The 25,391-nt window shown below is 61.2% G+C and carries 21 protein-coding genes and 1 pseudogene; 13 read left to right on the plus strand and 9 right to left on the minus strand.

Annotated elements, in window-relative coordinates; genetic code table 11:
- Together HX803_RS29595 and HX803_RS29600 are read left to right on the plus strand one after the other, a co-directional pair.
- Positions 1–264, plus strand: a pseudogene (locus HX803_RS29595) (hemolysin); the annotation flags it as partial.
- Positions 264–1,055 carry a 1-acyl-sn-glycerol-3-phosphate acyltransferase gene (locus HX803_RS29600; protein ID WP_178925674.1) on the plus strand — a complete coding sequence of 264 codons (792 nt, stop codon included), beginning with the start codon at positions 264–266 and terminating at the stop codon, positions 1,053–1,055. The pseudogene HX803_RS29595 and the gene HX803_RS29600, both read left to right, overlap by 1 nt.
- Positions 1,056–1,146: 91 nt before the next feature.
- Here HX803_RS29600 and HX803_RS29605 read toward each other — a convergent pair whose 3' ends face one another.
- Positions 1,147–1,731, minus strand: a complete 585-nt coding sequence (locus HX803_RS29605) for an ACP phosphodiesterase (RefSeq protein ID WP_178925675.1) — start codon at positions 1,729–1,731, stop codon at positions 1,147–1,149.
- Between the two features lie 154 nt (positions 1,732–1,885).
- On the opposite strand from HX803_RS29605, the gene HX803_RS29610 reads away from it, so the two are divergent.
- Genes HX803_RS29610 through HX803_RS29620 form a run of 3 tightly spaced genes read left to right on the plus strand, consistent with a single transcriptional unit; the run spans position 1,886 to position 4,480 of the window.
- On the plus strand, positions 1,886–2,212 hold the full coding sequence (locus tag HX803_RS29610) for a helix-turn-helix transcriptional regulator (RefSeq protein WP_176994783.1): 327 nt from the start codon (positions 1,886–1,888) through the stop codon (positions 2,210–2,212).
- 14 nt (positions 2,213–2,226) lie between these two features.
- Entirely contained in the window at positions 2,227–3,393 is a 1,167-nt protein-coding gene (locus tag HX803_RS29615) for an MFS transporter (protein ID WP_178925676.1), read from the plus strand.
- Between the two features lie 31 nt (positions 3,394–3,424).
- On the plus strand, positions 3,425–4,480 hold the full coding sequence (locus HX803_RS29620; protein ID WP_178925677.1) for an alkene reductase: 1,056 nt from the start codon (positions 3,425–3,427) through the stop codon (positions 4,478–4,480).
- A gap of 234 nt (positions 4,481–4,714) precedes the next feature.
- On the opposite strand, the gene HX803_RS29625 is transcribed toward HX803_RS29620, so the two are convergent.
- Positions 4,715–5,347: a TetR family transcriptional regulator gene (locus HX803_RS29625; protein ID WP_056857447.1), complete on the minus strand. Its 633-nt coding sequence runs from the start codon at positions 5,345–5,347 to the stop codon at positions 4,715–4,717.
- Positions 5,348–5,612: 265 nt separating this feature from the next.
- Between HX803_RS29625 and HX803_RS29630 the strand changes: the two genes are divergently transcribed.
- The 5 genes from HX803_RS29630 to HX803_RS29650 all read left to right on the plus strand — a co-directional run bounded on the left by HX803_RS29630 (position 5,613) and on the right by HX803_RS29650 (position 14,949).
- The gene (locus tag HX803_RS29630) at positions 5,613–6,761 is read left to right on the plus strand and encodes an efflux RND transporter periplasmic adaptor subunit (RefSeq protein ID WP_178925678.1); all 1,149 of its coding nucleotides are present in this window, start codon (positions 5,613–5,615) and stop codon (positions 6,759–6,761) included.
- A 3-nt stretch (positions 6,762–6,764) separates the two neighbouring features.
- Positions 6,765–9,926: an efflux RND transporter permease subunit gene (locus tag HX803_RS29635; protein ID WP_178925679.1), complete on the plus strand. Its 3,162-nt coding sequence runs from the start codon at positions 6,765–6,767 to the stop codon at positions 9,924–9,926.
- Positions 9,923–11,380 (plus strand): AdeC/AdeK/OprM family multidrug efflux complex outer membrane factor, encoded by a 1,458-nt coding sequence (adeC, locus tag HX803_RS29640; RefSeq protein WP_176994778.1) that lies wholly within the window; start codon positions 9,923–9,925, stop codon positions 11,378–11,380. Before HX803_RS29635 ends, adeC begins: the two co-directional genes overlap by 4 nt.
- A 249-nt stretch (positions 11,381–11,629) precedes the next feature.
- Positions 11,630–13,327 carry a molecular chaperone HscC gene (locus tag HX803_RS29645; RefSeq protein WP_178925680.1) on the plus strand — a complete coding sequence of 566 codons (1,698 nt, stop codon included), beginning with the start codon at positions 11,630–11,632 and terminating at the stop codon, positions 13,325–13,327.
- Between the two features lie 11 nt (positions 13,328–13,338).
- Positions 13,339–14,949, plus strand: coding sequence for a J domain-containing protein (locus HX803_RS29650; RefSeq protein ID WP_178925681.1), 1,611 nt, complete (start codon positions 13,339–13,341; stop codon positions 14,947–14,949).
- 61 nt (positions 14,950–15,010) lie between these two features.
- Here the strand turns inward: HX803_RS29650 and HX803_RS29655 are convergent, their stop codons facing one another.
- Positions 15,011–15,490, minus strand: a complete 480-nt coding sequence (locus tag HX803_RS29655) for a hypothetical protein (protein ID WP_178925682.1) — start codon at positions 15,488–15,490, stop codon at positions 15,011–15,013.
- A gap of 283 nt (positions 15,491–15,773) precedes the next feature.
- Here HX803_RS29655 and HX803_RS29660 point away from each other — a divergent pair, with 283 nt between their 5' ends.
- The 3 genes from HX803_RS29660 to HX803_RS29670 all read left to right on the plus strand — a co-directional run bounded on the left by HX803_RS29660 (position 15,774) and on the right by HX803_RS29670 (position 19,802).
- Positions 15,774–17,024 (plus strand): OprD family porin, encoded by a 1,251-nt coding sequence (locus HX803_RS29660; RefSeq protein ID WP_178925683.1) that lies wholly within the window; start codon positions 15,774–15,776, stop codon positions 17,022–17,024.
- Positions 17,025–17,361: 337 nt separating this feature from the next.
- On the plus strand, positions 17,362–18,762 hold the full coding sequence (locus tag HX803_RS29665; RefSeq protein WP_256732971.1) for a M91 family zinc metallopeptidase: 1,401 nt from the start codon (positions 17,362–17,364) through the stop codon (positions 18,760–18,762).
- Positions 18,763–18,917: 155 nt separating this feature from the next.
- Positions 18,918–19,802: a polysaccharide deacetylase family protein gene (locus HX803_RS29670; protein ID WP_178925685.1), complete on the plus strand. Its 885-nt coding sequence runs from the start codon at positions 18,918–18,920 to the stop codon at positions 19,800–19,802.
- A gap of 128 nt (positions 19,803–19,930) precedes the next feature.
- Here HX803_RS29670 and pcaC read toward each other — a convergent pair whose 3' ends face one another.
- From pcaC to pcaH, 6 genes are all read right to left on the minus strand, one after another.
- Complete coding sequence (gene pcaC / locus HX803_RS29675; protein ID WP_178925686.1) at positions 19,931–20,326, minus strand: 4-carboxymuconolactone decarboxylase; 396 nt, start codon at positions 20,324–20,326, stop codon at positions 19,931–19,933.
- Between the two features lie 111 nt (positions 20,327–20,437).
- The gene (pcaD, locus tag HX803_RS29680; protein ID WP_178925687.1) at positions 20,438–21,229 is read right to left on the minus strand and encodes a 3-oxoadipate enol-lactonase; all 792 of its coding nucleotides are present in this window, start codon (positions 21,227–21,229) and stop codon (positions 20,438–20,440) included.
- A gap of 10 nt (positions 21,230–21,239) precedes the next feature.
- Positions 21,240–22,595 carry a 3-carboxy-cis,cis-muconate cycloisomerase gene (locus HX803_RS29685; RefSeq protein WP_178925688.1) on the minus strand — a complete coding sequence of 452 codons (1,356 nt, stop codon included), beginning with the start codon at positions 22,593–22,595 and terminating at the stop codon, positions 21,240–21,242.
- A 10-nt stretch (positions 22,596–22,605) separates the two neighbouring features.
- The gene (locus HX803_RS29690; protein WP_178925689.1) at positions 22,606–23,901 is read right to left on the minus strand and encodes an MFS family transporter; all 1,296 of its coding nucleotides are present in this window, start codon (positions 23,899–23,901) and stop codon (positions 22,606–22,608) included.
- Between the two features lie 200 nt (positions 23,902–24,101).
- Complete coding sequence (gene pcaG / locus HX803_RS29695; RefSeq protein WP_178925690.1) at positions 24,102–24,668, minus strand: protocatechuate 3,4-dioxygenase subunit alpha; 567 nt, start codon at positions 24,666–24,668, stop codon at positions 24,102–24,104.
- 1 nt (position 24,669) lies between these two features.
- On the minus strand, positions 24,670–25,374 hold the full coding sequence (gene pcaH / locus HX803_RS29700) for a protocatechuate 3,4-dioxygenase subunit beta (protein ID WP_178925691.1): 705 nt from the start codon (positions 25,372–25,374) through the stop codon (positions 24,670–24,672).
- Between the last annotated feature and the right edge of the window lie 17 nt (positions 25,375–25,391).

A 25,391-nucleotide genomic window follows, 5' to 3' on the forward strand; every position in this document is an offset into this window, starting at 1 on the left:
GCGATCATGCAGCGCCTGCGCGAACGCTACCTGTGCAACGAACACCTGCGCGCCGAACCGAAGAAGCCCTTGCCGGCGCTGGACCTGCCGTCCAACGTGATCGCCGAGATGCCGCCCTTGCTCAAGGCCTACATGCGCCTGGGCGCGAAGATCTGCGGCGAGCCGTGCTGGGATGAAGACTTCCAGGTGGCCGACGTGTTCATCTTGCTCAAGCGCGACGAGTTGTGCCCGCGTTATGCACGCCACTTCAAGGCTGCAATGTGATGAGCCGCCTGCGGGTGTACGGGCGCATTGCCCGCGTGCTGCTGGTGGTGGCGCTGGGCTTGAGCATGGCCAGTGTGTTTGGTGTGTTCGAGCGCTTAGGCATTGCCAACTCGATGGTACGGCGCCAGCGTTGGTCGCGGTTTTTCATGGCGCGGCTGACCAACGCCCTGCCCTTTCGCGTGACGGTGCACGGCGAGTTGCCGCAAACCCCGATGCTGTGGGTGAGCAATCACGTGTCCTGGACTGACATCCCGCTGTTGGGGATGGTCACGCCCATGTCGTTCCTGTCCAAGGCCGAAGTGCGCACCTGGCCGGTGGCCGGCTGGTTGGCGGCCAAGGCCGGCAGCTTGTTCATCCGCCGCGGTTCGGGCGACAGCCAATTGATCCGCAAGCAGATGACCCGCCATCTGGAGCAACAGCACCCGCTGCTGATGTTCCCCGAGGGCACGACCACCGACGGGCGCAGCCTGCGCACCTTCCACGGGCGTTTGCTGGCCAGCGCGATTGATGCCGAGGTGTCGCTGCAACCGGTGGCGATCCGTTATCTGCGTGACGGCCAGGTGGACCCGCTGGCACCGTTTATTGGCGATGATGATTTGCTGTCGCACCTGATGCGGCTGTTTGCCAATGACCAGGGCGATGTGGAAATCCATGTGCTCAAGCCGATTGCCTGTGCCGGGCAGGAGCGCGCGGCGCTGGCGTTCCAGGCGCAGCAGGCGGTGCAGAAGGCGTTGTTTGGGCCGGTGCCGGAAGCAGAGCCAATCGCGGTTCGACCGGCATTCGCGGCTTAAAGCGGGCACGGTTAAACATGTGGGAGCTGGCTTGCCTGCGATGGCGGTGTTGAATTCACCGACGCCATCGCAGGCAAGCCAGCTCCCACATTTAGACCTCAGTGGTCAGTTGTTTTTGTGCAAAAGCCTGCAGCTCGGGATAAAAGATCCGGAAGTCTTCGCTTAACGGCTCATAGAGCTCGCGCAACTCCTGCATTGCAAACCCCAATTCCTCCGGCTGCGACAGCCTCCGCGAAATCCCCCGCAACACCTGCTCCATCACCGCAAACTCGCGATACGACCCCAACCAGTCATCCGCCGCCATCCACGGCGCAATCTGCGCCAGTCGCCCCGGCAATTGCGGCTCGGCCGCCAATACGCGGTACACCTGCGATGTGAAATGCTCCAGCGGCTGGTCGGCATACAGCGCCCAATCCCGCGCCAGGCAATGGTCGAAAAACACATCAAGGACGATCCCGGCATAGCGCTTGCGGGTCAGGGTGAAACGCGACAGTGCCTCCCCTACCAACGGGTGGCTGTCGGTGAAACGGTCGATGCTGCGGTGCAGCGCAATTGCCGCCTCGATTTGCGGGCTGAACTGGCCCTGCAGGCGGCCTTTGACGAAGTCGCCATACAAACTCCCCAGCAGTTGCGCAGGAAGTTGGCCGCCCAGGTGCAGATGTGCGAGATAATTCATGGTGCGCAGTCTATCACTGCCATCAACGTATCGTTATAACCCGATATACCGATTTGAGCGGGACTCAGATCAAATTCATATTGGTATATCGGGATACAACGATTTAAAGTTCGCCTCATCGCGATATAACGCTGCACGACACCGAGCACCTGCCATGTCCATCGACCTCGACGAAATAATAAAAGCCCTGGCGCACCCAGTACGGCGAGACATCCTCAACTGGCTGAAAGACCCGAAAGTGCAATTCCCCGAGCAAGTGCACAACCACGAATACGGCATCTGCGCTGGGCAGATCGACCAGCGCTGCGGCTTGTCCCAGTCGACCGTGTCGGCCCACCTGGCCACGTTGCAACGGGCGGGTTTGATCAGCAGCCAGAAGGCCGGGCAGTGGAACTTTTTCAAACGCAACGAGGACACCATTCGCGCGTTCCTCGATGCGCTCATCACTGAGCTAACCCCCGACATCAGCGAACCGCTGTAACCAAGGAAACGATAATGCCCCTCTCGCTACTCATACTGGCCCTGAGCGCCTTCGCCATCGGCACCACCGAGTTCGTCATCATGGGCCTGCTGCCCGATGTGGCGACGGACCTGGGCGTATCGATCCCCGGCGCCGGCTGGCTGGTAACCGGCTACGCCCTGGGCGTGGCCATCGGCGCGCCCTTCATGGCACTGGCCACCGCCAAGCTGCCGCGCAAGGCCGCCCTGGTAGCGTTGATGGGGATCTTCATTATTGGCAACCTGCTCTGCGCCCTGGCAGGTGACTACAACGTGCTGATGTTTGCCCGTGTGGTCACCGCGCTGTGCCACGGTGCATTCTTTGGGATTGGTTCTGTGGTAGCGGCCAACCTGGTGCCGGCCAACAAGCGGGCTTCGGCCGTGGCCTTGATGTTCACCGGTTTGACCCTGGCCAACGTGCTGGGCGTGCCACTGGGTACCGCGCTGGGCCAGGAAGCCGGCTGGCGTTCGACCTTCTGGGCTGTGACCGTGATTGGCGTTGTGGCACTGATCGGGCTGATCCGCTTCCTGCCGGCCAAACGTGACGAAGAAAAACTCGACATGCGCGCCGAACTCAAGGCCCTCAAGGGCGCCGGCATCTGGTTGTCGCTGACCATGACCGCGCTGTTCTCCGCCTCGATGTTCACCCTCTTCACCTACGTCGCACCGCTGCTGGGCGATGTGACGGGCGTGTCGCCCAAAGGTGTGACCTGGACCCTGTTGCTGATCGGCCTGGGCCTCACTGTGGGCAACATCATCGGCGGCAAGCTGGCGGACAAGCGCCTGGCGGCCACCCTGCTCGGCGTGTTCGCCAGCATGGCGGTGGTCTCCACCCTGCTGACCTGGACCAGTGCTGCGGTGATCCCGACTGAAATCACCCTGTTCCTGTGGGCTGCCGCTTCGTTTGCCGCCGTGCCGGCGCTGCAAATCAACGTGGTGACCTTCGGCAAGGCGGCACCGAACCTGGTGTCCACCCTGAACATCGGCGCATTCAACATCGGCAACGCCCTCGGTGCCTGGGTCGGCGGCACGGTGATCGCCCACGGTTTCGGCCTGACCAGCGTGCCCTTGGCCGCGGCCGCCCTGGCGATCCTCGCGCTGCTGGTGACCCTGATTACCTTCCGTCAGAGCGGCGATGCCGACCTGGCCCCTGCGACCCACTGATCAATCCACTTAAAGAGAAGGGTGTTATCCCATGACGACGATTTTCGATCCCATCAAACTGGGCGACCTGGAACTGTCGAACCGCATCATCATGGCACCGCTGACCCGCTGCCGCGCCGATGACGGTCGTGTACCCAACGCGCTGATGGCCGAGTACTACGTGCAGCGCGCCTCTGCGGGCCTGATCCTCAGCGAAGCCACTTCCGTGACGCCCCTGGGCGTGGGCTACCCGGACACCCCGGGCATCTGGTCCAACGACCAGGTGCGCGGCTGGGCCAATGTGACCAAGGCTATCCACGGCGCAGGCGGCAAGATCTTCCTGCAACTGTGGCACGTGGGCCGTATCTCCCATGAGTCGTACCTGAACGGCGAAAGCCCGGTGGCCCCGAGTGCGATCCAGCCCAAAGGCCATGTCAGCCTGGTTCGCCCGCTGGCCGACTACCCAACTCCACGCGCCCTGGAAACCGCTGAAATCGCCGACATCGTCGACGCCTACCGCACCGGTGCCGAAAACGCCAAGGCCGCCGGCTTTGACGGTGTAGAAATCCACGGTGCCAACGGCTACCTGCTTGACCAGTTCCTGCAGAGCAGCACCAACAAGCGTACCGACAACTACGGTGGCTCCCTGGAAAACCGTGCGCGCCTGCTGCTGGAAGTGACTGACGCTGCCATCGAAGTCTGGGGCGCAGGCCGTGTGGGTGTGCACCTGGCACCACGCGCCGACTCCCACGACATGGGCGACGATAACCTGGCAGAAACCTTCACCTACGTGGCCAGCGAGTTGGGCAAGCGCGGCATCGCGTTTATCTGCTCCCGAGAAAAAGAAGGCGCCGACAGCCTCGGCCCTCAACTGAAAAAAGCCTTCGGCGGCCCGTACATCGCTAACGAACGCTTCACCAAGGACAGCGCCAACGCCTGGCTGGCGTCGGGCAAGGCAGACGCGGTGGCCTTCGGCGTACCGTTCATTGCCAACCCGGACCTGCCGGCTCGCTTGAAGGCCGATGCGCCATTGAACGAAGCGCATCCGGAAACCTTCTACGGCAAAGGCCCGGTCGGCTACATCGACTACCCGACGCTGGCGATCTGATGTAACCCGCTGAAACGAAAAAGCCCCGGTTCGCAGGAACCGGGGCTTTTTCATTGGCGCGGGGAAACATTCCTTCACAGCCTTGCAACAAAATCGCTACAAAATACTTAGGCGGCTACCTATCAACCGCCCGCCAGCCCGTATATAAAGTCACCCCACCTATCAGTCGAAGGGGCGATTGACTGCCTCTGGGCTTTACTGTTGACACAACTGGATGCAATTACGCATTTTGTCTTAATTGCGCAGGCTGGGGCTCAAGCGCAGCATGTCCAACCCTGCATCCACCCAGCGTTCGGCATCCTGATGCAATTGGAAGCTGTCGGGCACCAGCAGCCACTGGCCGATCAGCCCGTGAATGTAGGCATGGATGCACACCGCACCGCGGGTTGTGTCCAGGTTTTCCGGAAGCTGCCCGCGATGGACCGCGTTGCGCAATGTCAGCCCGATGCGCAGGTTGCACTCAAGACTGTGGGTTTGGCGTTGACGCCGCATGTCACACATTTCATCGGTGAACTCGCACTTATGAAACAGGATTTCGTTGATGCGCCGGGTTTTCGGGTCCAGTGCCACTTGATGATAAAGATGAATGAGCAACTTGCGCATGCAGCCCAGCGGGTCGACTTCATCCTCGCTTTCACTCGCCCGGGCCAACTCGTCCAGCGGCTCGTGCAGCGTGTCGAGCAGCGCCTGGAGCAAGTCGGACTTGTTGCTGAAGTGCCAGTAGATGGCCCCCCGCGTCACGCCCGCCAGCGCAGCGATGTCTGCCAGCGTGGTCCGCGCGACACCGCGTTGGTAAAAGGCTTGCTCGGCGGCATCGAGAATCTGGCTGCGCGTTTCCTGAGCTTCCTCTTTGGTGCGACGAACCATGGCAGTAAAACCTCTATCAGGACACTGTGGATGGTGCTGGACCATCATCTGAATAATTGTGGGACGACGCCGTCATGGGCGCCGAACGTACTAAAATCGAGGCTTTGGGAGCTGCTTTGTCAACATTTCGCGAAGCCTGTCAAGAGTTTACAAACAACCGTGAACGTAAGTATATTGCGTAGCAAGCTACTTATCTACTCACGGCTTGTTTTTTACCCTTCCACACTTCTTGTGCGCAGTCTGCGCGCCTGACCCGAGGATCTTCATGCAACTTAAGCCAGCTGTTACCGCTCTGGTTACTGCCGTCGCCCTGGCATCGCTGCTCAGCGGATGTAAAAAGGAAGAAGCGGCTCCGCCCGCTCAAACCCCTCAGGTCGGCGTGGTCACTATTCAACCGCAAGCCTTTACCCTGACGTCCGAACTGCCAGGCCGCACCACCGCCTACCGCATTGCGGAAGTTCGCCCACAGGTCAACGGCATCATTCTCAAGCGCCTGTTCAAGGAAGGCGGCGACGTGAAGGAAGGGCAACAGCTCTACCAGATCGACCCGTCGGTGTATGACGCCACCCTGAAAAGCGCGCAAGCCAGCCTGACCCAGACCAAGTCCATCACCGACCGCTACAAGCAGTTGGTCGATGAACAAGCCGTCAGCCGCCAGGAATACGACACCGCCGTCGCCAACCGCATGACCGCCGAAGCAAACGTTCAAACCGCCCAGATCAACGTGCGCTACACCAAAGTGTTCGCGCCGATCTCCGGGCGTATTGGCCGTTCTTCGGTGACCGAAGGCGCACTAGTCAGCAACGGCCAGACCGACGCCATGGCGGTAATCCAACAGCTCGACCCGATCTACGTCGACGTCACGCAGTCCTCGGCCGAAATGCTGAAACTGCGCCGCGACCTGGAAAGCGGCCAACTGCAGAAAGCCGGCGACAATGCCGCCAAGGTCAAGCTGACCCTGGAAGACGGCAGTTCCTACGCCCAGGACGGCAAGCTGGAATTCTCCGAAGTGTCGGTTGACCAGACCACCGGCTCCGTGACCCTGCGCGCCGTGTTCCCCAACCCTGACCACACCCTGCTGCCGGGCATGTTCGTACACGCCCAACTGCAAGCCGGCGTGAACAGCAAGGCCATCCTCGCCCCTCAGCAAGGCGTGACCCGCGACCTCAAGGGCATTCCGACTGCGCTGATCGTGAACAAGGACAACAAGGTCGAGCAACGCGTACTGGTCGCCAACCGTACAGCCGGCGCCTACTGGCTGGTGGAAAAAGGCCTGGACGCCGGTGACCGCGTGATCACCGAAGGCCTGCAGTTCATCAAGCCGGGCATCGAAGTCAAGGTCAAGGACGCCGATAACGCCAAGCCTGCTGGAACCGCTGCTACTCCTGCTGCCACTACGGGCAAAGGGGAGTAACCCATGTCTAAATTTTTTATCGACCGTCCCATTTTCGCCTGGGTAATTGCCCTGGTGATCATGCTGGTCGGGGCACTGTCGATCCTGAAGTTGCCCATCAACCAGTACCCGGCCATCGCGCCAACTGCCATTGATATCCAGGTGACCTACCCGGGTGCCTCTGCACAAACCGTGCAGGACACCGTGGTGCAGGTGATCGAGCAACAGCTCAACGGTATCGACAACCTGCGTTACGTGGCCTCGGACAGTAACTCCGACGGCAGCATGACCATCACCGCGACGTTCAACCAGGGTACCAACCCGGACATCGCCCAGGTTCAGGTGCAGAACAAGCTGAACCTGGCGACCCCACTGCTGCCGCAAGAAGTGCAGCAGCAGGGTATCCGCGTGACAAAGTCGGTGAAGAACTTCCTGATGGTGATCGGTCTGGTGTCGGAAGACGGCAGCATGACCAAGGACGACCTGTCCAACTACATCGTGTCCAACATCCAAGACCCGATCTCGCGTACCGCGGGTGTGGGTGACTTCCAGGTCTTCGGTTCGCAGTACGCCATGCGCATCTGGCTCGACCCGGCCAAGTTGAACAACTACCAGCTCACGCCGGTGGATGTCAGCAACGCCATCGCGGCCCAGAACGTCCAGGTGGCCACAGGCCAACTCGGCGGCCTGCCTGCCCTGCCTGGCACCCAACTGAACGCCACCATCATCGGCAAGACCCGCCTGCAAACCGCTGAAGCGTTCGGCAAGATCCTGATGAAGGTCAATGCCGACGGCTCGCAGGTTCGACTGGGCGATGTTGCCCGGATCGAGCTGGGCGGCCAGAACTACAGCATCAGTGCACAGTTCAACGGCAAGCCGGCTTCCGGCATGGCGATCAAGCTGGCAGCAGGCGCTAACGCCCTGGACACCGGCAAGGCTATCCGCGCCACCGTGGCCTCTCTGGAACCGTTCTTCCCGCCAGGCATGAAGGCCGTGGTGCCGTACGACACCACGCCTGTGGTGACCGAATCGATCTCCGGTGTGGTTGACACCCTGGTCGAAGCGATCGTGCTGGTGTTCCTGGTGATGTTCCTGTTCCTTCAGAACTTCCGCGCCACCATCATCACCACCATGACCGTTCCGGTGGTATTGCTGGGTACGTTCGGGATCCTCGCGGCCTTTGGCTTCACCATCAACACCCTGACCATGTTCGGCATGATCCTGGCCATCGGCTTGCTGGTGGACGACGCCATCGTTGTGGTGGAAAACGTCGAGCGGGTGATGGCCGAGGAGCATTTGTCGCCTAAAGAGGCGACGATCAAATCCATGGGCCAGATCCAGGGCGCCCTGGTGGGTATTGCCCTGGTACTGTCGGCGGTACTGCTGCCGATGGCCTTCTTCGGCGGTTCCACGGGTGTGATCTACCGGCAGTTCTCCATCACCATTGTGTCGGCGATGGCGTTGTCGGTACTGGTTGCCCTGATCTTCACCCCCGCCTTGTGCGCCACCATGCTCAAGGACATCGACCCGGAAAAACACGGCCAACCCAAGCGCGGTTTCTTCGGCTGGTTCAACCGTACCTTCGACAGCGGCGTGCTGAAATACGAGCGTGGCGTCGGCAACATGATCAAGCACAAGATCCCGGCGTTCCTGGTGTACGCGTTGATCCTGGCCGGCATGATCTGGATGTTCACCCGTATTCCGAGCGCGTTCCTGCCCGAGGAAGACCAGGGTGTGATCTTTGCCCAGGTGCAGACGCCGGTCGGTTCGTCGGCTGAACGGACGCAAAAAGTCATCGACGACATGCGCGCCTTCCTGCTCAACGACAAAGAAGGCGAACCTGGCGAAGGCAAAGCGGTTAAGTCGGTGTTCACCGTGAACGGCTTCAACTTCGCCGGCCGTGGCCAGAGCTCGGGCCTTGCGTTCGTGATGCTCAAGCCGTGGGGCGAGCGTGATGCCACCCAGTCGGTATTTGAAGTGGCCAAGCGTGCCCAGGGTTACTTCTTCGGGGCTTTCAAGGACGCTATGGTCTTTGCCATCGTGCCGCCTTCGGTTCTGGAGCTGGGTAACGCCACCGGTTTCGACGTGTTCCTGCAAGACCAGGGTGGCGTCGGCCACGAGAAGCTGATGGCTGCACGTAACCAGTTCCTCGGTGCCGCAGCGCAAAGCAAGGTCCTGGCGGGCGTGCGCCCCAACGGCGTGAACGATGAGCCGCAATACGAACTCACCGTTGACGACGAAAAAGCCAGCGCCCAGGGCATCAGCCTGTCGGACATCCAGCAGACCCTGGCGATTGCCCTGGGTGGCAGCTACGTCAACGACTTCATCGACCGTGGTCGTGTGAAGAAGGTGTACGTGCAGGGTGACGCCGCCAGCCGTATGTCCCCGGAAGACCTGGACAAATGGTACGTGCGCAGCAACTCCGGGAAGATGGTGCCGTTGTCGGCCATCTCGTCGGGCAAGTGGATCTACGGCTCGCCGAAGCTCTCGCGTTACAACGGTGTAGCGGCGATGGAAATCCTCGGTACTCCGGCACCGGGCTACAGTACCGGTGACGCGATGGCGGAAGTCGAGCGTATCGCCAAAGACTTGCCAGCCGGCGTGGGTTACGCCTGGACCGGCCTGTCGTACGAAGAGCGCCTGTCCGGCTCCCAGGCTCCGGCGTTGTACGCGCTGTCGCTGCTGGTGGTGTTCCTGTGCCTTGCGGCCCTGTACGAAAGCTGGTCGATCCCGATCGCGGTGATCCTGGTGGTGCCACTGGGTGTGATCGGTGCATTGATCGCCACCAGCCTGCGCGGCCTGTCCAACGACGTGTTCTTCCAGGTGGGCTTGTTGGTGACGGTGGGCCTGGCGGCGAAAAACGCCATCCTTATCGTCGAGTTCGCCAAGGAGCTGCATGAACAAGGCAAGGGCATCGTCGAGGCGGCCATCGAGGCGTCCCGCATGCGTCTGCGTCCGATCATCATGACCTCCATGGCGTTCATGCTCGGCGTACTGCCCCTGGCGATTTCCACGGGTGCCGGTTCAGGCAGCCAGCACGCCATCGGTACGGGCGTGATTGGCGGTATGATCACCGCCACCGTGCTGGCGATCTTCTGGGTGCCACTGTTCTATGCAACCGTGTCCTCGGCTGGCGAACGTAAAAAGAAAGACACTACTGAAACTCCTAAAGAGGCTGGCCAATGAGCAAGTCGCTACTCTCCTTAGCCGTCACCGCATTCGTGCTCAGTGGCTGCTCGCTGATACCTGACTATCAGCGCCCTGAGGCGCCGGTGGCCGCCCAGTTCCCGCAGGGGCCGGCGTATTCGTCGGCCCAGGCGCCGAGCCAGGCCGCGGCGGAGCAAGGCTGGAAGCAGTTTTTCCATGACCCTGCCCTGCAACAGCTGATCCAGACCGCACTGGTGAACAACCGCGACCTGCGTGTCGCGGCCCTGAACATCGATGCCTACGCCGCGCAGTACCAGATCCAGCGCGCCGATCTGTTCCCGGCCGTCTCGGCCACGGGCAGCGGCAGCCGTTCGCGTACCCCGGCCAAGCTGTCGCAGACCGGCGAATCGACCATCAGCAGCCAATACTCGGCCGGCCTGGGTATCAGCTCCTATGAGCTGGACCTGTTCGGTCGCGTGCGCAGCCTGAGCGAAGAAGCCCTGCAGAAGTACTTCGCCACTGAAGAAGCACGGCGCAGCACCCAGATCAGCCTGGTGGCCAGCGTGGCCAACGCCTACCTGACCTGGCAGGCCGACAAAGAGCTGCTCAAGCTCACCCAGGACACCCTGGGCGCGTTCGAGCAGAGCTACAAGCTGACCTCGCGCAGCAATGAAGTCGGCGTGGCCTCGGCCCTCGACCTCAGCCAGGCGCGCACCTCGGTGGAAAACGCCCGCGTGCAACTGGCACGTTATACGCGCCAGGTAGCCCAGGACGAAAACAGCCTGACCCTGCTGCTGGGCACCGGCTTGCCGGCCAACATCACCAGCAAGCCGCTGGCGGATGACCTGCTCAGCGAAGTGCCCGCCGGGTTGCCTTCGGACCTGCTGCAACGTCGTCCCGACATCGTGCAGGCCGAGTACAACCTCAAGGCCGCCAACGCCAACATCGGTGCAGCCCGGGCAGCGTTCTTCCCGAGTATCAGCCTGACGGCCAGCGCCGGCACCGCCAGCCCGACCCTGGGCGGCCTGTTCAAAGGCGGTTCGGGTACCTGGTCGTTCGCCCCGCAGATCAACATCCCGATCTTCAACGCCGGTAGCCTGCGCGCAAGCCTGGACTACTCGAAGATCCAGAAAGAGATCAACGTGGCCAACTACGAGAAGGCCATCCAGACCGGCTTCCAGGAAGTCTCCGACGGCCTCGCCGCGCGTGAGACCTACAAGCAGCAGCTGGATGCCCAACGTGGCTTCGTCGCGGCCAACCAGGATTACTACCGCCTGGCCGAGCGTCGCTACCGCATTGGTGTCGACAGTAACCTGACGTTCCTCGACGCCCAGCGCCAACTGTTCAGTGCCCAGCAATCGCTGATCACCGACCGCCTGGCGCAGCTCACCAGCGAGGTTAACCTGTACAAGGCCCTCGGCGGTGGCTGGAACGAGCAGACGGCCAAGAACGAGCCGCTGAAAGAAGAAGCGCCGCCGTTGAAGTTGTTCTGATAGCAGCGCTGTACACCAAACCGCTTCCCTCACCGGAAGCGGTTTTTTTATGCCCGCCGCTCTCTGTAGGAGCTGGCTTGCCAGCGATGGCGGTCTTTCCCTGTGAACAACACTACCTGACACACCGCTATCGCCGGCAAGCCGGCTCCTACAGGTGATCGGCGTTGCGTTGTTGCCTTGCTTTTCGCCCAACCCTTCAGGGTAAAATTGGTAACAGATTCTTACAGACCACAGAGGGAGCTTGTCGTAATGATCGTAGGAATCGACCTGGGGACGACCAACAGCCTGGCCGCCGTCTGGCGCGGCGATGCCGCCGAAATGGTGCCCAATGCCCTTGGCCAGCTGCTGACCCCCAGTGTGGTCGGCCTGGATGATCAAGGCCGCGTCCTGGTCGGCCAAGCCGCCAAGGAACGCCTGCACACCCACCCGCACCTGACCACCTCGCTGTTCAAGCGCTACATGGGCAGCGCCACTGAAGTGCGCCTGGGCGACCGCTCGTTCCGCCCCGAAGAACTCTCGGCGCTGGTGCTCAAGAGCCTCAAGGAAGACATCGAGCGCACCTACGGCCAGACCGTCACCGACGCCGTGATCAGCGTGCCCGCCTACTTCAGCGACGGCCAACGCAAGGCCACGCGCATCGCCGGTGAGTTGGCGGGGCTCAACGTTGAAAAACTGATCAACGAACCCACCGCCGCCGCCTTGGCCTACGGCCTGCACCAGCGTGACAAGGAAACCTCGTTCCTGGTGTTCGACCTGGGCGGCGGCACCTTCGACGTGTCGATCATCGAGCTGTTCGACGGCGTGATGGAAGTGCGTGCCAGCGCCGGCGACAACTTCCTTGGCGGTGAAGATTTCGACACCCTGCTGCTGGAACACTTCGTCGACAGCCAGCGCAACGCCCCAGGCTTCCCGCCCACCCGCAGCGTGCTGCAAGCCCTGCGCCGCGAAGCCGAGCGCGTACGCAAGGCCCTGGGCCAGGACGACAGCGCCGAGTTCAGCCTGCGCGTCGACGGCCAGCAATGGGTCAAGACCATCACCCAGCAGGAACTCGCCAAGCTCTATGCGCCCCTGCTGGAACGCCTGCGCGCCCCGATCGAACGCGCCCTGCGTGATGCGCGGATCCGTGTCGGCGACCTCGATGAGATCCTGCTGGTCGGCGGCACCACGCGCATGCCGCTGGTGCGCAAGCTCGCCGCCGGCCTGTTCGGGCGCTTCCCGTCCATCAGCCTCGACCCGGATCAGGTCGTCGCCCACGGCGCGGCGATTCAGGCGGCGCTGAAAGCCCGCTCGGCGGCTCTTGAAGAGGTGGTGCTCACCGACGTCTGCCCCTACACCCTGGGCATCGAGACCTCGAACCAGTACGGCGGCCATATCGAAAGCGGCCACTACCTGCCGTTGATCGAACGTAACAGCAGCGTGCCGGTGAGCCGGGTCAAGACGGTCGTGACCCTGCATGACAACCAGAGCCAGGTGCTGCTCAAGATCTTCCAGGGCGAAAGCCGCCTGGTCAAAGACAACATCGAACTCGGCCAACTGGACATCGCGGTGCCCAAGCGCAAGGCCGGCGAAGTCTCGCTGGACGTGCGTTTCACCTACGACAACAACGGCTTGCTGGAAGCCCAGGTAAAGATCCCGCTGACCGGCGAGCAACACTCACTGGTCATCGAGAACAACCCTGGCGTGTTGAGCCCGGAGGAAATCCAGCAACGCCTGCAAGCCCTGGCGCAGTTGAAGGTTCACCCGCGCGACCAACAGGTCAACACCGTGCTGGTCGCCCGCCTCGAACGTCTCTACCAGGAAAGCCTCGGCGAGGTGCGCGAGCAGCTCGGCCACTGGGCCGCACAGTTCCAGCAAGTACTCGACACCCAGGATGAGCGCCGTATCCGCGAGGCCCGCAGCGAACTCACCCGCCAACTTGAACACCTCGACAACGGGTTCTGGCGCTAAGGGAAAACAACATGGATTGTTGGACAGTGTTGCAACTGGCAGACGATGCCGACGAGCGCACGATCAAGCGCACCTACGCGCGCCTGCTCAAGGGCTGCCGGCCGGACGATGATCCCGAAGGTTTCCAGCGCCTGCGCGAAGCCTACGAAGAAGCGTTGAATGAAGCACGCTGGCGCACGGACGACGAGGCCGAGGAGACCGTTCACGCGCCTATCGCCGAACCGGCCTACGCCAACCTCAACGACCTGGCCGAACTGATGGACGTGCGCCCGCTCAGCCCTGCGCCGTTCGACGCCCCAGCACCGAGCCCGGCCCAAGCCCTACTCGCCGGCCTCAACGTGCACAACCTCGATGAACGCTGGGCCCACGCCCAACTTCAAGGGTGCGCCGACGCCTTTCAAGACGGTCTGTTGCGCCACTGCTTCGACGCGCCAGGCGAGCGCAGCGCCATCGCCCGTTGGGCGGTGCAGCACCTGGAATGGCTGACGCCCTGGCAACAGGTGAGCATGACGCCCTGGCAGCACGAGGCCCTGAGTGCCGAACTGCTGCAGGACTACCGCCTTACTTTGCAGGAGCTGCTGGAGCAAAAGGCCGAACGCGAATTCATCACCCAACTCACGCAGTACAACACCCAGCCCTGGCTGCGCGTGTTCGACCTGCAGCAACAGTGGCAACGCATCGTCCTGCAACTGCTCTACGACACCCAATGGAGCGTGCCGCTGTTCGAGCGGGTGTGCCAGGCGTTCGGCTGGGACGACCAGAAAGGCGTGTTCCCGGAACCCGCGTGGATGTGGCGCCAGCTGGTCTCGCGCTGCGAGCAGGAAAGCTTCTTCGCCAACCTCCAAGAGAAGGCCCAGGACCCTCGGCGTACGTCCCCGGATGCGCTGGCGGCGCGGCTGTTGCTCACACCGATGTCGGCCACCCAACACAAACGCATCATCGACCAGTTCGGCGAAAACGAGTGGAACGCGTGCCAGCACCTGGCCGAAACACTGACCTGGCGCTACCCGCAACTGGCTGAACGCGTGCCGCAAGACGACCTGTTTTTCTGGCGCAGATTTGTCCCTCGGCCGATCTACACCCAGGTGTTTATCCGACTGTGGGCCGTCTTTGCATTGGGCCTCGGCCTGAGCATCGCCCACGACAAACCCGACCGCATGGACCTGATGTCGATCGTGATCTTCATGATGATGGCGTTCGTACCGGCCGGGATTGGCTTTCGCGTCACACAGCTGTGGGCGGGCATGAGTTCGACCTTCAAGGTCCCGGACCTGTGGCTGACTGAGCGCCTGGTGCCCAAGCGATTCAACCCCAACAGTTATTGGCTGGTGATACGTCACGGCGTGCCGCAGGCCGTCATGCTGGTGGCCTGCGGGCTGATGCTCGGCGTGCTGGGCATGGTCACCTACGCCGGCATGGTGCTGTTCAACTTGCTGCATAAAAAACGCATCGGCCACATCAGCCAGGCGTTCAGCCACGGCTACCCGTGGCTGAACGGTTTGCACTGGGCGTTCTGGAGCCCGCTGCAGGTGGTGTTCCTGGTGGTGATGGTGAGCGCGATTGTTGCGGCCCAGCATTACTTGCCGGCGGTTCCCTGGACTCATCTAACACTACCGCGTTAGCAGTTAAAGCTCGTCCATAATGCTTTCATCAAGTGCGAGCTTTTATTTAAGTACAAAACATTTAAGCGACCTGATTTACTTGAACTTGAAACGCCGAGCTTTTTATTGAATACTTTACTTCTTTGCTTTCAGACAAAAAGTGCACAACTGAGAACTCAAACTCACCAATAAACCAAGCACCTAATCCCTCGCCATTGATTTGGCCTACTTTAAATGTTCCCTCAGGATCTGAGTGACCGCCTGCCGCAAACTCGGGCAATACAAAATTCACACCTACCTGCCCTTCTTGCACCTCACCCGAAATCCGGTATGACGTATAGGACTTGAGTGGATTCCCGCGGAATTCGAGGCTCTCGAAGGGCCCACCTTCTGGCGGTCTGCATCGGATGAAAAAGTCGGAGTTGGGATACTGAATGTAATAGACATCATCCCAATGACGCACATCGTAACCTTCGCCATCCTTCGTGATAACAAACTCACAAAAAACAGGGACTACCTTACCCTCACCAAACTCACTTCCAGACCCCAGAGACTTATCCATATCAGCACCCTCACATTTAACATTGAGTCAGCACTGACACTATAGCTGCGGATTTCGGATCGGCAACTGTCAAATCTAACAGGTTGACGGTTCAACCCTCTCATTCAAAGTTAAAAACTGGACTTAAATTCAAGTTATAAACAAATAACTTATGACAAAGACCTATTAGATCAATTTCGTTCGATCACCGCCCAGAAACAAATTTGCCCAATTGAACCCCCTCCGCCCTCCCACGCACCATGGCCGGCACCTGCATAACCCCAATAACAACAGGTCCTACACCATGAGCATTCTCCACCCGCGCCAGTTCGTGCTGGCGACCGCTGTCGCGTGCGTTACCCTACCCGTCGTCGCCGAAGAACACGGCTTTCTCGAAGACGCCAGCGCCAACCTCAACCTGCGCAATTTCTTCTTCAACCGCAATTACACCAACCCGACCAAGGCCCAGGGCGGCGCGCAGGAGTGGACGCAGAGTTTCATCCTCGACGCCAAGTCCGGCTTCACCCAGCGCACCGTGGGTTTCGGCGTGGACGTGCTCGGCTTGTACTCGCTCAAGCTCGACGGCGGGCGCGGCACGGGCGGTACGCAGTTGCTGCCGCTGGACCACGACGGTCGGCCCGCCGATGAGTTCGGGCGCCTGGGCGTGGCGTTCAAGGCGCGCATTTCCAAGACCGAAGTGAAGGTCGGCGAGTGGATGCCGGTGCTGCCGATCCTGCGCTCCGACGATGGCCGCTCCCTGCCGCAAACCCTGCGCGGCGGGCAGATCACCTCGAAGGAAATCAGCGGCCTGACGCTGTACGGCGGCCAGTTCCGCGCCAACAGCCCGCGTGACGACAGCAGCATGAGCGATATGTCGATGTTCGGTAAAACCGCCTTCACCTCCGACCGCTTCAACTTCCAGGGCCTGGAATACGCGTTCAACGACAAACGCACCCAGGTCGGCCTGTGGAATGCCCAGCTCAAGGACATCTACAGCCAGCAATACCTCAACCTGACCCACAGCCAACCCGTGGGCGACTGGACCCTGGGCGCCAACCTCGGCTTCTTCTACGGCAAGGACGACGGCAGCGCCCGCGCCGGGGAACTGGACAACAAGACCTGGTCCGGCCTGTTCTCGGCGCGCTACGGTGGCAACACCTTCTACGTCGGCCTGCAACGACTCACCGGCAACAGCGCCTGGATGCGCGTCAACGGCACCAGCGGCGGCACCCTGGCCAACGACAGCTACAACGCCAGCTACGACAATGCCCAGGAAAAATCCTGGCAAGTGCGCCACGACTTCAACTTCGTCACCCTCGGCGTGCCGGGGCTGACCCTGATGAACCGCTACATCAGCGGCAGCAACGTACACACCGGCACCGTCACCGATGGCAAGGAATGGGGCCGCGAGAGTGAACTGGGTTACACCGTGCAAAGCGGGCCACTGCGCGACCTCAACGTACGCTGGCGCAATTCGAGCATGCGCCGCGACTACAGCAACAATGAGTTCGATGAAAACCGGTTGATCGTCAGTTACCCGATCAGTTTGCTGTGAACCGGCGGGTATCGAACGATCGCACCGCATCTTTGATACCCATATACGCGCCCTTTCGGATAGGTACAACGGAGAACTCTTAAGAGATTGCTGTAGTACCTATCGTCAAGGGTAGAGGGAACTGTCACCTGCAAAATATCCACTGATAGGCATCCTGGCCGCCGCATGCGCTGGCTAGGACAAACAACAAACGATAACAACAGGTGGCCTCCCGATGAACTCAATCACTCAACAACAACCTCAATTGACACCCCCACCGCCGTCAGCCCCATCCACGGATACTGCAGCGTCTAAACACCCCTTCGACAATCCCCACATACGCCCAAAGACACAGGTATTGCTGGATGACGGTAATCTGCGAGCCAGCCGCAAGACCCTCGAATACGCTGAAGACCCGAAAAAACCTGTAGTCATGGGAAACACGCTGATACTTGAAACGGGTGACGCTTCGGACAATATTCATGTCAGTCAACGTCCAGATGGGCAACTGAGCGTCAATGTGAATGGCCGGGTTTACACCTTCGCCCCGTCTGACGGCGCCCCTGATTCTTCGTCCCAGAATCAGCCAAAGCCTTTCTTCAATCTTCAGATCAAATCCGGAGGCGGCAACGACAATATAACGATTGACCCCAATGTCACCACTGAAGTGAAAATCGACGCAGGCGATGGCGATGACACCGTTCAAGCCGGAGGCGGAACCACTGAAGTTTATGGAGGCCGCGGCAACGACCACATTCGACTTGGCAGCGGCGCGGGTTATGCCGAAGGCAACGAGGGTGATGACACCATGATTGCCGGCACCGGGCCTTCGGTTATGTACGGCAACAAAGGCAAGGATCGTATGTATGCCGGCTCCGGCCCTTCCGATAAGACAACTCATCTGGATGGCGGTGAAGACGACGACCAATTGCACGGGGGCGATGGCACTGCAGTACTGAACGGTGGCCTCGGAAACGACGTACTGGTCCCTTATGACAACAACATTGTCTACACAGGAAAGGGGCGCGACACTGTGTGGGCCAACTTCCGAAAAGCGCGCATCTATGCCACCGACGGAGATCGCCTGATCAATGCCGGACAATCGACCGTCACAACAGTCAATCCGAACGACGCAGGTCGCAAAGCTTTCAACATCAAGGGTTCGGACGCGTTCAAGCAACGGGTTGAAGACGACTTGGAACTACTCCGAGCCTCGCCCGCCGGGAAAAAAATGCTTGAGGCTATGGATAAGGCGGCCGAGCGCAATGGAGCGCCGGTCAATATTCAGCAGGACGATAAGTACGCCACTACTTACACATTCTCAAATACCGAGCTGGATGCACTGAACGAAGAGGAACGGGCGGACATCAAACGGAGCGACCCAAGGAAGGGGGCTATCAAGGATGGTAAGCCGGGGTCCGTGGCGAACAGCGCTACGATCTACTTTAACCCGACCCATATCGAACAAAGTACCCAGAACACGTCGCCTATTATCCAGTTCTACCATGAGATGGTGCATGCCTGGAACGGTGCTAACGGAACATTCCTGCCAGGTTTAAGTGCCCCGCCAGCCGACAACCCCAGCCGCTTAGGCCCAGCCAACGCCGAACTGCAGGCCATAGGTCTACCGACTGAAACAGCGCCCTTCGACTTCGATAACGACCCCTCTACGCCGCCCACCACAACCAATCCAGAGCCGTTCACCGAGAATACGTTGAATAAGGAAATGGGCAGGACAATACGAACAGGGTATAGCTGACCTATTGAGGCGGGTTGGCATACCAGCCCGTCATCCTCACGCCTGCACTGTATTTTCGGTAATGCCTGGCACTCTCATGCTGTATCGTGCACACGCCCTTCGCCCGGCACAGGGATCTCAACGACACGGATGACCACCTCTTAGCCCAGGCTGCCATGAACTACCTCATTGTCATTCTGTCGATGCTGCTCAGCGGCTGCATCGGCGCGCCCATCGCCCTGACGCCGCAGACCGAGCAACGCCTGCAAGCCCAGGCACCGATCCGTTTCCTGCTGACTTTCGATGACGGCCCCAGCGCGTCGGGCTACAACAACCCGAGCCGCTCGGTGGTGGCTGACCTGGCGAACAACCCGATACTGCCGGGCATCAAGGCGGTGTTTTTCCTGCAGACCGAAGCCTCACGCTCCGGTGGCAGCTCGCGCGGTCACAAGACCATGGAGCGTGAATACGCCGCTGGGCACATCCTGGCCTTCCACACGGCGACGGCGTTTCACACCAATCACCGTTGGCTGAATGATGCCGAGCTGGAAAGCACCCTCACCCAGGGTGCGGCGGACATTGCCGCGATCACTGGCAGCCCGCCCAATCTGGTGCGCCCGCCCTTCTGGAACTACGACAAGCGCACCTTCGCCGCCTACCAACGCCACGGCATGCACGTGCTGCTGACCGACCTGAGCGCCAACGATGGCAAGATCTGGGGCTTCAATGGCAGCCCGCGTCGCCGCGCCAACCTGTACCGGCAATTGTCAGTGTTGCGTGAGCACATTGCCTTGGGTGAGCTGCCGACGGTGGACGGGGTGATCCCGGTGGTGGTGACGTTCCACGACATCAATCGCTACACCGCACGGCATATGCAGGAATACCTGCAGATCCTGCTGGACAGCGCGCGGATCAATGGCATGAAGACGGCGGCCGAGCCGTTCTATACCGACACGGCCCAGCTTCAGCGAGCGGCGCTGGCGCGCACGGTCAAGGACGTGAATGAGCCGGTGCACCTGCCCGGCGTGTGGAATTGGGTGTGGGATGCCGATACCCGCTGACCCCACGGTTAAATGAGCTTTTCTGTGGGAGCTGGCTTGCCTGCGATGCAAGCACCTCGGTCTGTCAGGCAGACCAGGGTGATCCTATCGCAGGCAAGCCAGCTCCCACAGGTTGACCGCATTTCAATTCAGGCTTCGCGGGACTCTACGCCCAGCTCATCCCACACCGACTCGGCCAGGTGAAACGTCGCGTTCGCCGCCGGAATCCCGCAGTAGATCGCGCTCTGCATCAGCACTTCCTTGATCTCAGCGCGGGTCACGCCGTTGCTCGCGGCGGCGCGCAGGTGCAGCTTGAGTTCTTCGTTGCGGTTCATGCCGATCAGCATGGCGATGGTGATCAGGCTGCGGGTGTGCCGCGGCAAGCCGGGGCGGGTCCAGATGTCGCCCCAGGCGTGGCGGGTGATCATTGCCTGGAACTCGCTGTTGAACTCGGTCAGGGCATTGAGGCTGCGGTCGACATGGGCATCGCCCAGCACTTCGCGGCGCACTTGCAGGCCCTCGGCATAACGTTGTTTCTCGTCCAAAAAAAGTACTCCTCTACACCTGTAGTGAGCGGGCTTGCCCCGCGCCGCGGTGTGCCAGGCACTTCAAATCAACCTGATACACCGCCGCGCGGGGCAAGCCCGCTCACTCCATTATTGGGCTGACAGAAATGCCAGGACGCGCGTGCTGAACGCGGCGCCGGCCTGGACGTTGGACAGGTGCGCCGCAGGGAACTCGGCGTACTCGGCGCCTCGCACATGGGCCTGGATAAAGTGACTGCCGGCAGGCGGTGTGACGGCATCTTCAGTGCCGGCAATCACCAGGGTCGGCACCTGGATCGACGCCAGTTGCTCACGGAAATCCGCATCCCGCACCGCCGCACAGTTCGCGGCGTAGCCCTCAGGCGAAGTGGCCGCCAGCATGTCGGTGATCTGCTTGGCCTGGTCCGGATTGGCCGCCGCAAAATCAGCGGTAAACCAGCGCGCAATCGATGCATCACGCAGGGCGACCATGGCCGCCGCGCCATCGCGCAGTACCATTTCAATGCGTGGGTTCCACACTTCGGGCGTGCCGATCTTGGCGGCGGTGTTGCACACCACCAGGCGGTTCAAGCGATCGCCCGCGTTAATCCCCAGCCATTGGCCAATCAAACCGCCCATGGACAGGCCGCAAAAATGCGCACGCTGAATATCCAGCGCATCCAGCAGCGCGATCACGTCGTGCCCCAGTTGCTCGATGCTGTAAGGGCCTTCGGTGACCAGGGATTTACCGTGGCCACGGGTATCAAAACGCAGCACACGGAAATGCTCGGTGAAGGCCGGAATCTGGATGTCCCACATATGCAGATCAGTGCCCAGGGAGTTGGACAGCACCAACACCGGTGCCCCCTCAGGGCCGTCCAGTTGGTAATGCAGTTCGCCCTCGGCGAGTTGTACAAAGGCCACGGTGGTCTCCTCAAGCAAAGTGTTCGGTCACGGCGCGGGTGACCCAGGTACGGGCCTGGCCCAGGTAGTGGGCCGGGTCGAGCAGGCGGTCGAGTTCGTCTACGGACAGTTCGGCGGTGATCTGTGCTTCGTCCGCCAGCACCGCCCGCAAATGACGACCTTCGGCGACGGCACGCTTGCAGCACTGCTCCAGCAAGTGGTGCGCGGTTTCCCGGCCCAGGCGCTGGGCGAGCACGATGCTGACGGCTTCGGCCAGCACCAGGCCCTGGGTCAGGTCGAGGTTTTTGCCCATGCGCTCAGCGTCAACTTCCAGCCCTTCGCTCACCAGCAGCGCCTGTTGCAACGCACCGGAGACCAAGAGGCAAATCTGCGGCAGGGTGTCCCATTCGGCATGCCACAGGCCCAGGCTGCGCTCGTGCTCCTGGGGCATGGCGCTGAACATCGTCGACACCAGCCCCGGCACACGGGTGGCGGCGCTGATCAGCACAGCGGCGCCCACCGGGTTACGTTTGTGCGGCATGGTCGACGAACCGCCCTTGCCCGGCGCAGAAGGCTCAAACACCTCGGCCGCTTCGGTCTGCATCAGCAGGCTGATATCGCGGCCCAGTTTGCCGAGGCTGCCGGCAATCAGCCCGAGCACGCTGGCGAATTCCACCAGGCGATCACGCTGGGTGTGCCAGGGCTGCTCGGGCAAGCTCAGTTGCAGGTGGGCGGCCAAGTCCTCGGCCACGGGCATCGCCTGTTCCCCCAGCGCCGCCAACGTGCCGGACGCGCCGCCAAATTGCAGCACCAGCAGGCGCGGTTTCAATTGGGCAAGACGCTGCCGACTGCGAGTCACCGCCCCCAGCCACCCGGCGATTTTCATCCCCAGGGTGACGGGCGTTGCGTGCTGCAACCAGGTGCGCCCCGCCAATGGCACGTCGGCATAACGCTGAGCCTGGGCCGCCAGGATGTCGCCCAGGCACGCCAGGTCGGTTTCGATCAGAGCCACGGCCTGACGCAGTTGCAGCACCAGGCCGGTGTCCATCACGTCCTGGCTGGTAGCGCCCAGGTGCACATAGCGCTCGGCGCCGGCATCTTCACTGGCGATCAACTTGCCCAGCGCCTTCACCAGCGGAATTGCCGAGTTGCCCGCCGTGGCAATCGCCACACCCAAGGCATCCACGTCGTACAACGAAGCCAGGCACGCCTGGGCAATCGGTGCGACGGCGGCCTGGGGAATCACCCCCACCTGGGCCTCGGCCCGGGCCAGCGCCGCTTCAAAATCCAGCATGCCCTGCAAGCGTCCCCGGTCGCAGAACACCTCGGCCATGCTGCCCGCCGTGAAGTAAGCGTCGAACAATTGATTGCTCGTGCGCACAGTCATAACGCGTCCCTTACAAATCGTGGTGCAGGTACTCCGCCTGCTTCGGCAGGCGCAGGCTGAACAGGAAGGCCACCGCCATCATGCCGGTGACGTACCAGTAGAAGGTGTTTTCCATGCCCATGGATTTGAGGCCCAGGGCCACGTATTCCGCCGAACCACCGAAGATCGCGTTGGCCACCGCGTAGGCCAGGCCCACACCCAGGGCACGCACGTGCGGCGGGAACATCTCGGCTTTCACCAGGCCGCTGATGGAGGTGTAGAAACTCACGATGGCCAGGGCCAGGGAGATCAACACAAACGCCAGGATCGGGCTGGTGACGGTTTTCAGGGTCAGCAGGATCGGCACGGTGCACAGGGTGCCGAGGGCGCCGAACCAGAGCATGGAGTTACGACGGCCGATCTTGTCCGAGAGCATGCCGAACAGCGGCTGCATGCACATGTACACGAACAGCGCGCCGGTCATGATGTAGCTGGCGGTCTTGGCGTGCATGCCGGCGGTGTTCACCAGGTACTTCTGCATGTACGTGGTAAAGGTGTAGAAAATCAGCGAACCGCCAGCGGTGTAGCCCAGCACGGTGATGAACGCCGCTTTGTGGTTACGGAACAGCGCCGCCATGCTGCCGGCGTCTTTGTCTTGGCGCGTTTCCTTGCTGGTGGTTTCCTTGAGGGTACGACGCAGCAGCAGGGAAATCACCGCCGCAATGGCGCCGATCACGAACGGAATCCGCCAGCCCCAGGCGCGCAACTCTTCCTCGGTGAGGATTTGTTGCAGGATCACCACCACCAGCACCGCCAGCAGTTGCCCACCGATCAGGGTCACGTACTGGAACGAGGCGAAGAAGCCGCGCTGGCCCTTGAGCGCGACTTCACTCATATAGGTCGCGGTGGTGCCGTATTCACCCCCCACCGACAGGCCTTGGAACAGGCGCGCCACCAGCAGCAAGGCCGGGGCCCAGGCGCCAATGTCTTTGTAGGTCGGCAGGAAGGCGATGACCAGGGAACCGGCGCACATCATCAGCACCGAGATCATCATCGAGTTCTTACGCCCGTGCTTGTCGGCTACCCGGCCAAACAACCAGCCGCCGATGGGGCGCATCAGGAAGCCGGCGGCGAACACACCGGCGGTGTTGAGCAGCTGCACCGTCGGGTCATCCGAGGGGAAAAACGCCGGGGCGAAATAGATGGCGCAGAAGGCGTAGACGTAGAAGTCGAACCATTCGACAAGGTTGCCGGAGGAAGCACCGACAATCGCAAAAATCCGTTTGCTGCGTTCTTCTCCGGTGTAGTGACTCGTTGTTGTTGTCATGTTTTTTTCACTCAGTGGGAACGGTTATAGCCTAGACATACTTTGCAACAACCATGTTCCGCAAGAAGACTTTTGGATAGGAGTTGCCTGAGCGGGCCTCATCGCCGGCAAGCCGGCTCCCACAGTTGACTGCATTCCAGAGTTGGAACTCGATCAAATGTGGGAGCTGGCTTGCCTGCGATAGCGTCCTCAAGGCCATCTCAATAATCGAAGAACACCGTTTCCTTATCGGTACCCTGCAAAATCACATTCCACTGATGCACACCCTCTGCATCAGGCTTGGCAATCAAGGTGCCACGCCGCTCTGCCGGTACACAGGCCAACAGCGGGTCATCCCCATTCAACGCTTCACCGTCGAAATAGATCCGCGTCAGCAGGTGCTTCACCAACCCACGGGCGAACACCAACACCACCAAGTGCGGCGCTTGAGTCGTGCCCTTTAACCCCGGTACGGCACCGGGCTTGATGGTGGTAAAGCGAAACCGCCCTTCCCCATCCACCGGCACCCGGCCGAAGCCTTCGAAGTGCGGGTCAACGGCCTTGTCTTGTTCATCTTCCGGGTGGTCGTACTTGCCGGCGGCGTTGGCCTGCCAGACTTCCAGCATGGCGTCGTTGACGACATCACCGTTGCCATCCACCACTTGCCCGCTGATTGCCACGCGTTCGCCGAGGGTGGCGGCGGTGGTCAAGTCTTCACGGTTCAGCCAGGTCAGGCCGATGTGGTAATACGGCCCGACGGTGTGGGACGTGGTCGCGTTGAGTGTCATCTCATTTCTCCATCGGCGTGGCGTCGCGGCCGCGCAGGACGATGTCCCAGCGGTAGCCGAGGGCATAGGAAGGAATGGTTTTTTCCAAGTCGAAGCGCGCGATCAGGCGCTCCTTGGCCGAAGTGTCCGGCACGCAGTTGTAGATCGGGTCGTATTCCAGCAGCGGGTCGCCGGGGAAATACATCTGCGTGACCAGGCGCGTCAGCACGCTAGGGCCGAACAGCGAAAAGTGGATATGCGCCGGGCGCCACGCGTTGTGGTGGTTGCCCCAGGGGTAGGCGCCGGGCTTGATGGTCTGGAACTGGTACCAGCCGTCGGCATCGGTGACGGTACGCCCGGTGCCGGTGAAGTTCGGGTCCAGGGGCGCGTCGTGCACATCGCGCTTGTGGTTGTAGCGGCCGGCCGCGTTGGCCTGCCAGATTTCCACGAGGATGCCCGGCACCGGCAAGCCGTTTTCATCCAGCACGCGGCCGTGGATGATGATGCGCTCGCCTTGCGGCTCGCCGTCATGCTGGGCGGTGAGGTCATTATCCTTCTCATTGACCCGCTCGGCACCGAGGGTCGGGCCGGTGATTTCCGACAACGAATGGGGCAGGAACACCAACGGCTGAGACGGCGAACGCAGGTTCGTCGACTGATAGGCCGGGTGCAGGTAATCAGGTTGAGTGCCCGCTTGCGGGCGCCGGTAACCGGGCTTGTCACTCATGGAGCAATCCTCTCTTA

This window comes from Pseudomonas sp. P7548, from assembly GCF_013386585.1.
GTDB lineage: Bacteria > Pseudomonadota > Gammaproteobacteria > Pseudomonadales > Pseudomonadaceae > Aquipseudomonas.

Coding starts and splice junctions, on each gene's coding strand:
- HX803_RS29600 (WP_178925674.1), top strand. CDS start 264: ATGAGCCGCCTGCGGGTGTACGGGCGCATTGCCCGCGTGCTGCTGGTG.
- HX803_RS29605 (WP_178925675.1), bottom strand. CDS start 1,731: ATGAATTATCTCGCACATCTGCACCTGGGCGGCCAACTTCCTGCGCAA.
- HX803_RS29610 (WP_176994783.1), top strand. CDS start 1,886: ATGTCCATCGACCTCGACGAAATAATAAAAGCCCTGGCGCACCCAGTA.
- HX803_RS29615 (WP_178925676.1), top strand. CDS start 2,227: ATGCCCCTCTCGCTACTCATACTGGCCCTGAGCGCCTTCGCCATCGGC.
- HX803_RS29620 (WP_178925677.1), top strand. CDS start 3,425: ATGACGACGATTTTCGATCCCATCAAACTGGGCGACCTGGAACTGTCG.
- HX803_RS29625 (WP_056857447.1), bottom strand. CDS start 5,347: ATGGTTCGTCGCACCAAAGAGGAAGCTCAGGAAACGCGCAGCCAGATT.
- HX803_RS29630 (WP_178925678.1), top strand. CDS start 5,613: ATGCAACTTAAGCCAGCTGTTACCGCTCTGGTTACTGCCGTCGCCCTG.
- HX803_RS29635 (WP_178925679.1), top strand. CDS start 6,765: ATGTCTAAATTTTTTATCGACCGTCCCATTTTCGCCTGGGTAATTGCC.
- adeC (WP_176994778.1), top strand. CDS start 9,923: ATGAGCAAGTCGCTACTCTCCTTAGCCGTCACCGCATTCGTGCTCAGT.
- HX803_RS29645 (WP_178925680.1), top strand. CDS start 11,630: ATGATCGTAGGAATCGACCTGGGGACGACCAACAGCCTGGCCGCCGTC.
- HX803_RS29650 (WP_178925681.1), top strand. CDS start 13,339: ATGGATTGTTGGACAGTGTTGCAACTGGCAGACGATGCCGACGAGCGC.
- HX803_RS29655 (WP_178925682.1), bottom strand. CDS start 15,490: ATGGATAAGTCTCTGGGGTCTGGAAGTGAGTTTGGTGAGGGTAAGGTA.
- HX803_RS29660 (WP_178925683.1), top strand. CDS start 15,774: ATGAGCATTCTCCACCCGCGCCAGTTCGTGCTGGCGACCGCTGTCGCG.
- HX803_RS29670 (WP_178925685.1), top strand. CDS start 18,918: ATGAACTACCTCATTGTCATTCTGTCGATGCTGCTCAGCGGCTGCATC.
- HX803_RS29685 (WP_178925688.1), bottom strand. CDS start 22,595: ATGACTGTGCGCACGAGCAATCAATTGTTCGACGCTTACTTCACGGCG.
- HX803_RS29690 (WP_178925689.1), bottom strand. CDS start 23,901: ATGACAACAACAACGAGTCACTACACCGGAGAAGAACGCAGCAAACGG.
- pcaG (WP_178925690.1), bottom strand. CDS start 24,668: ATGACACTCAACGCGACCACGTCCCACACCGTCGGGCCGTATTACCAC.
- pcaH (WP_178925691.1), bottom strand. CDS start 25,374: ATGAGTGACAAGCCCGGTTACCGGCGCCCGCAAGCGGGCACTCAACCT.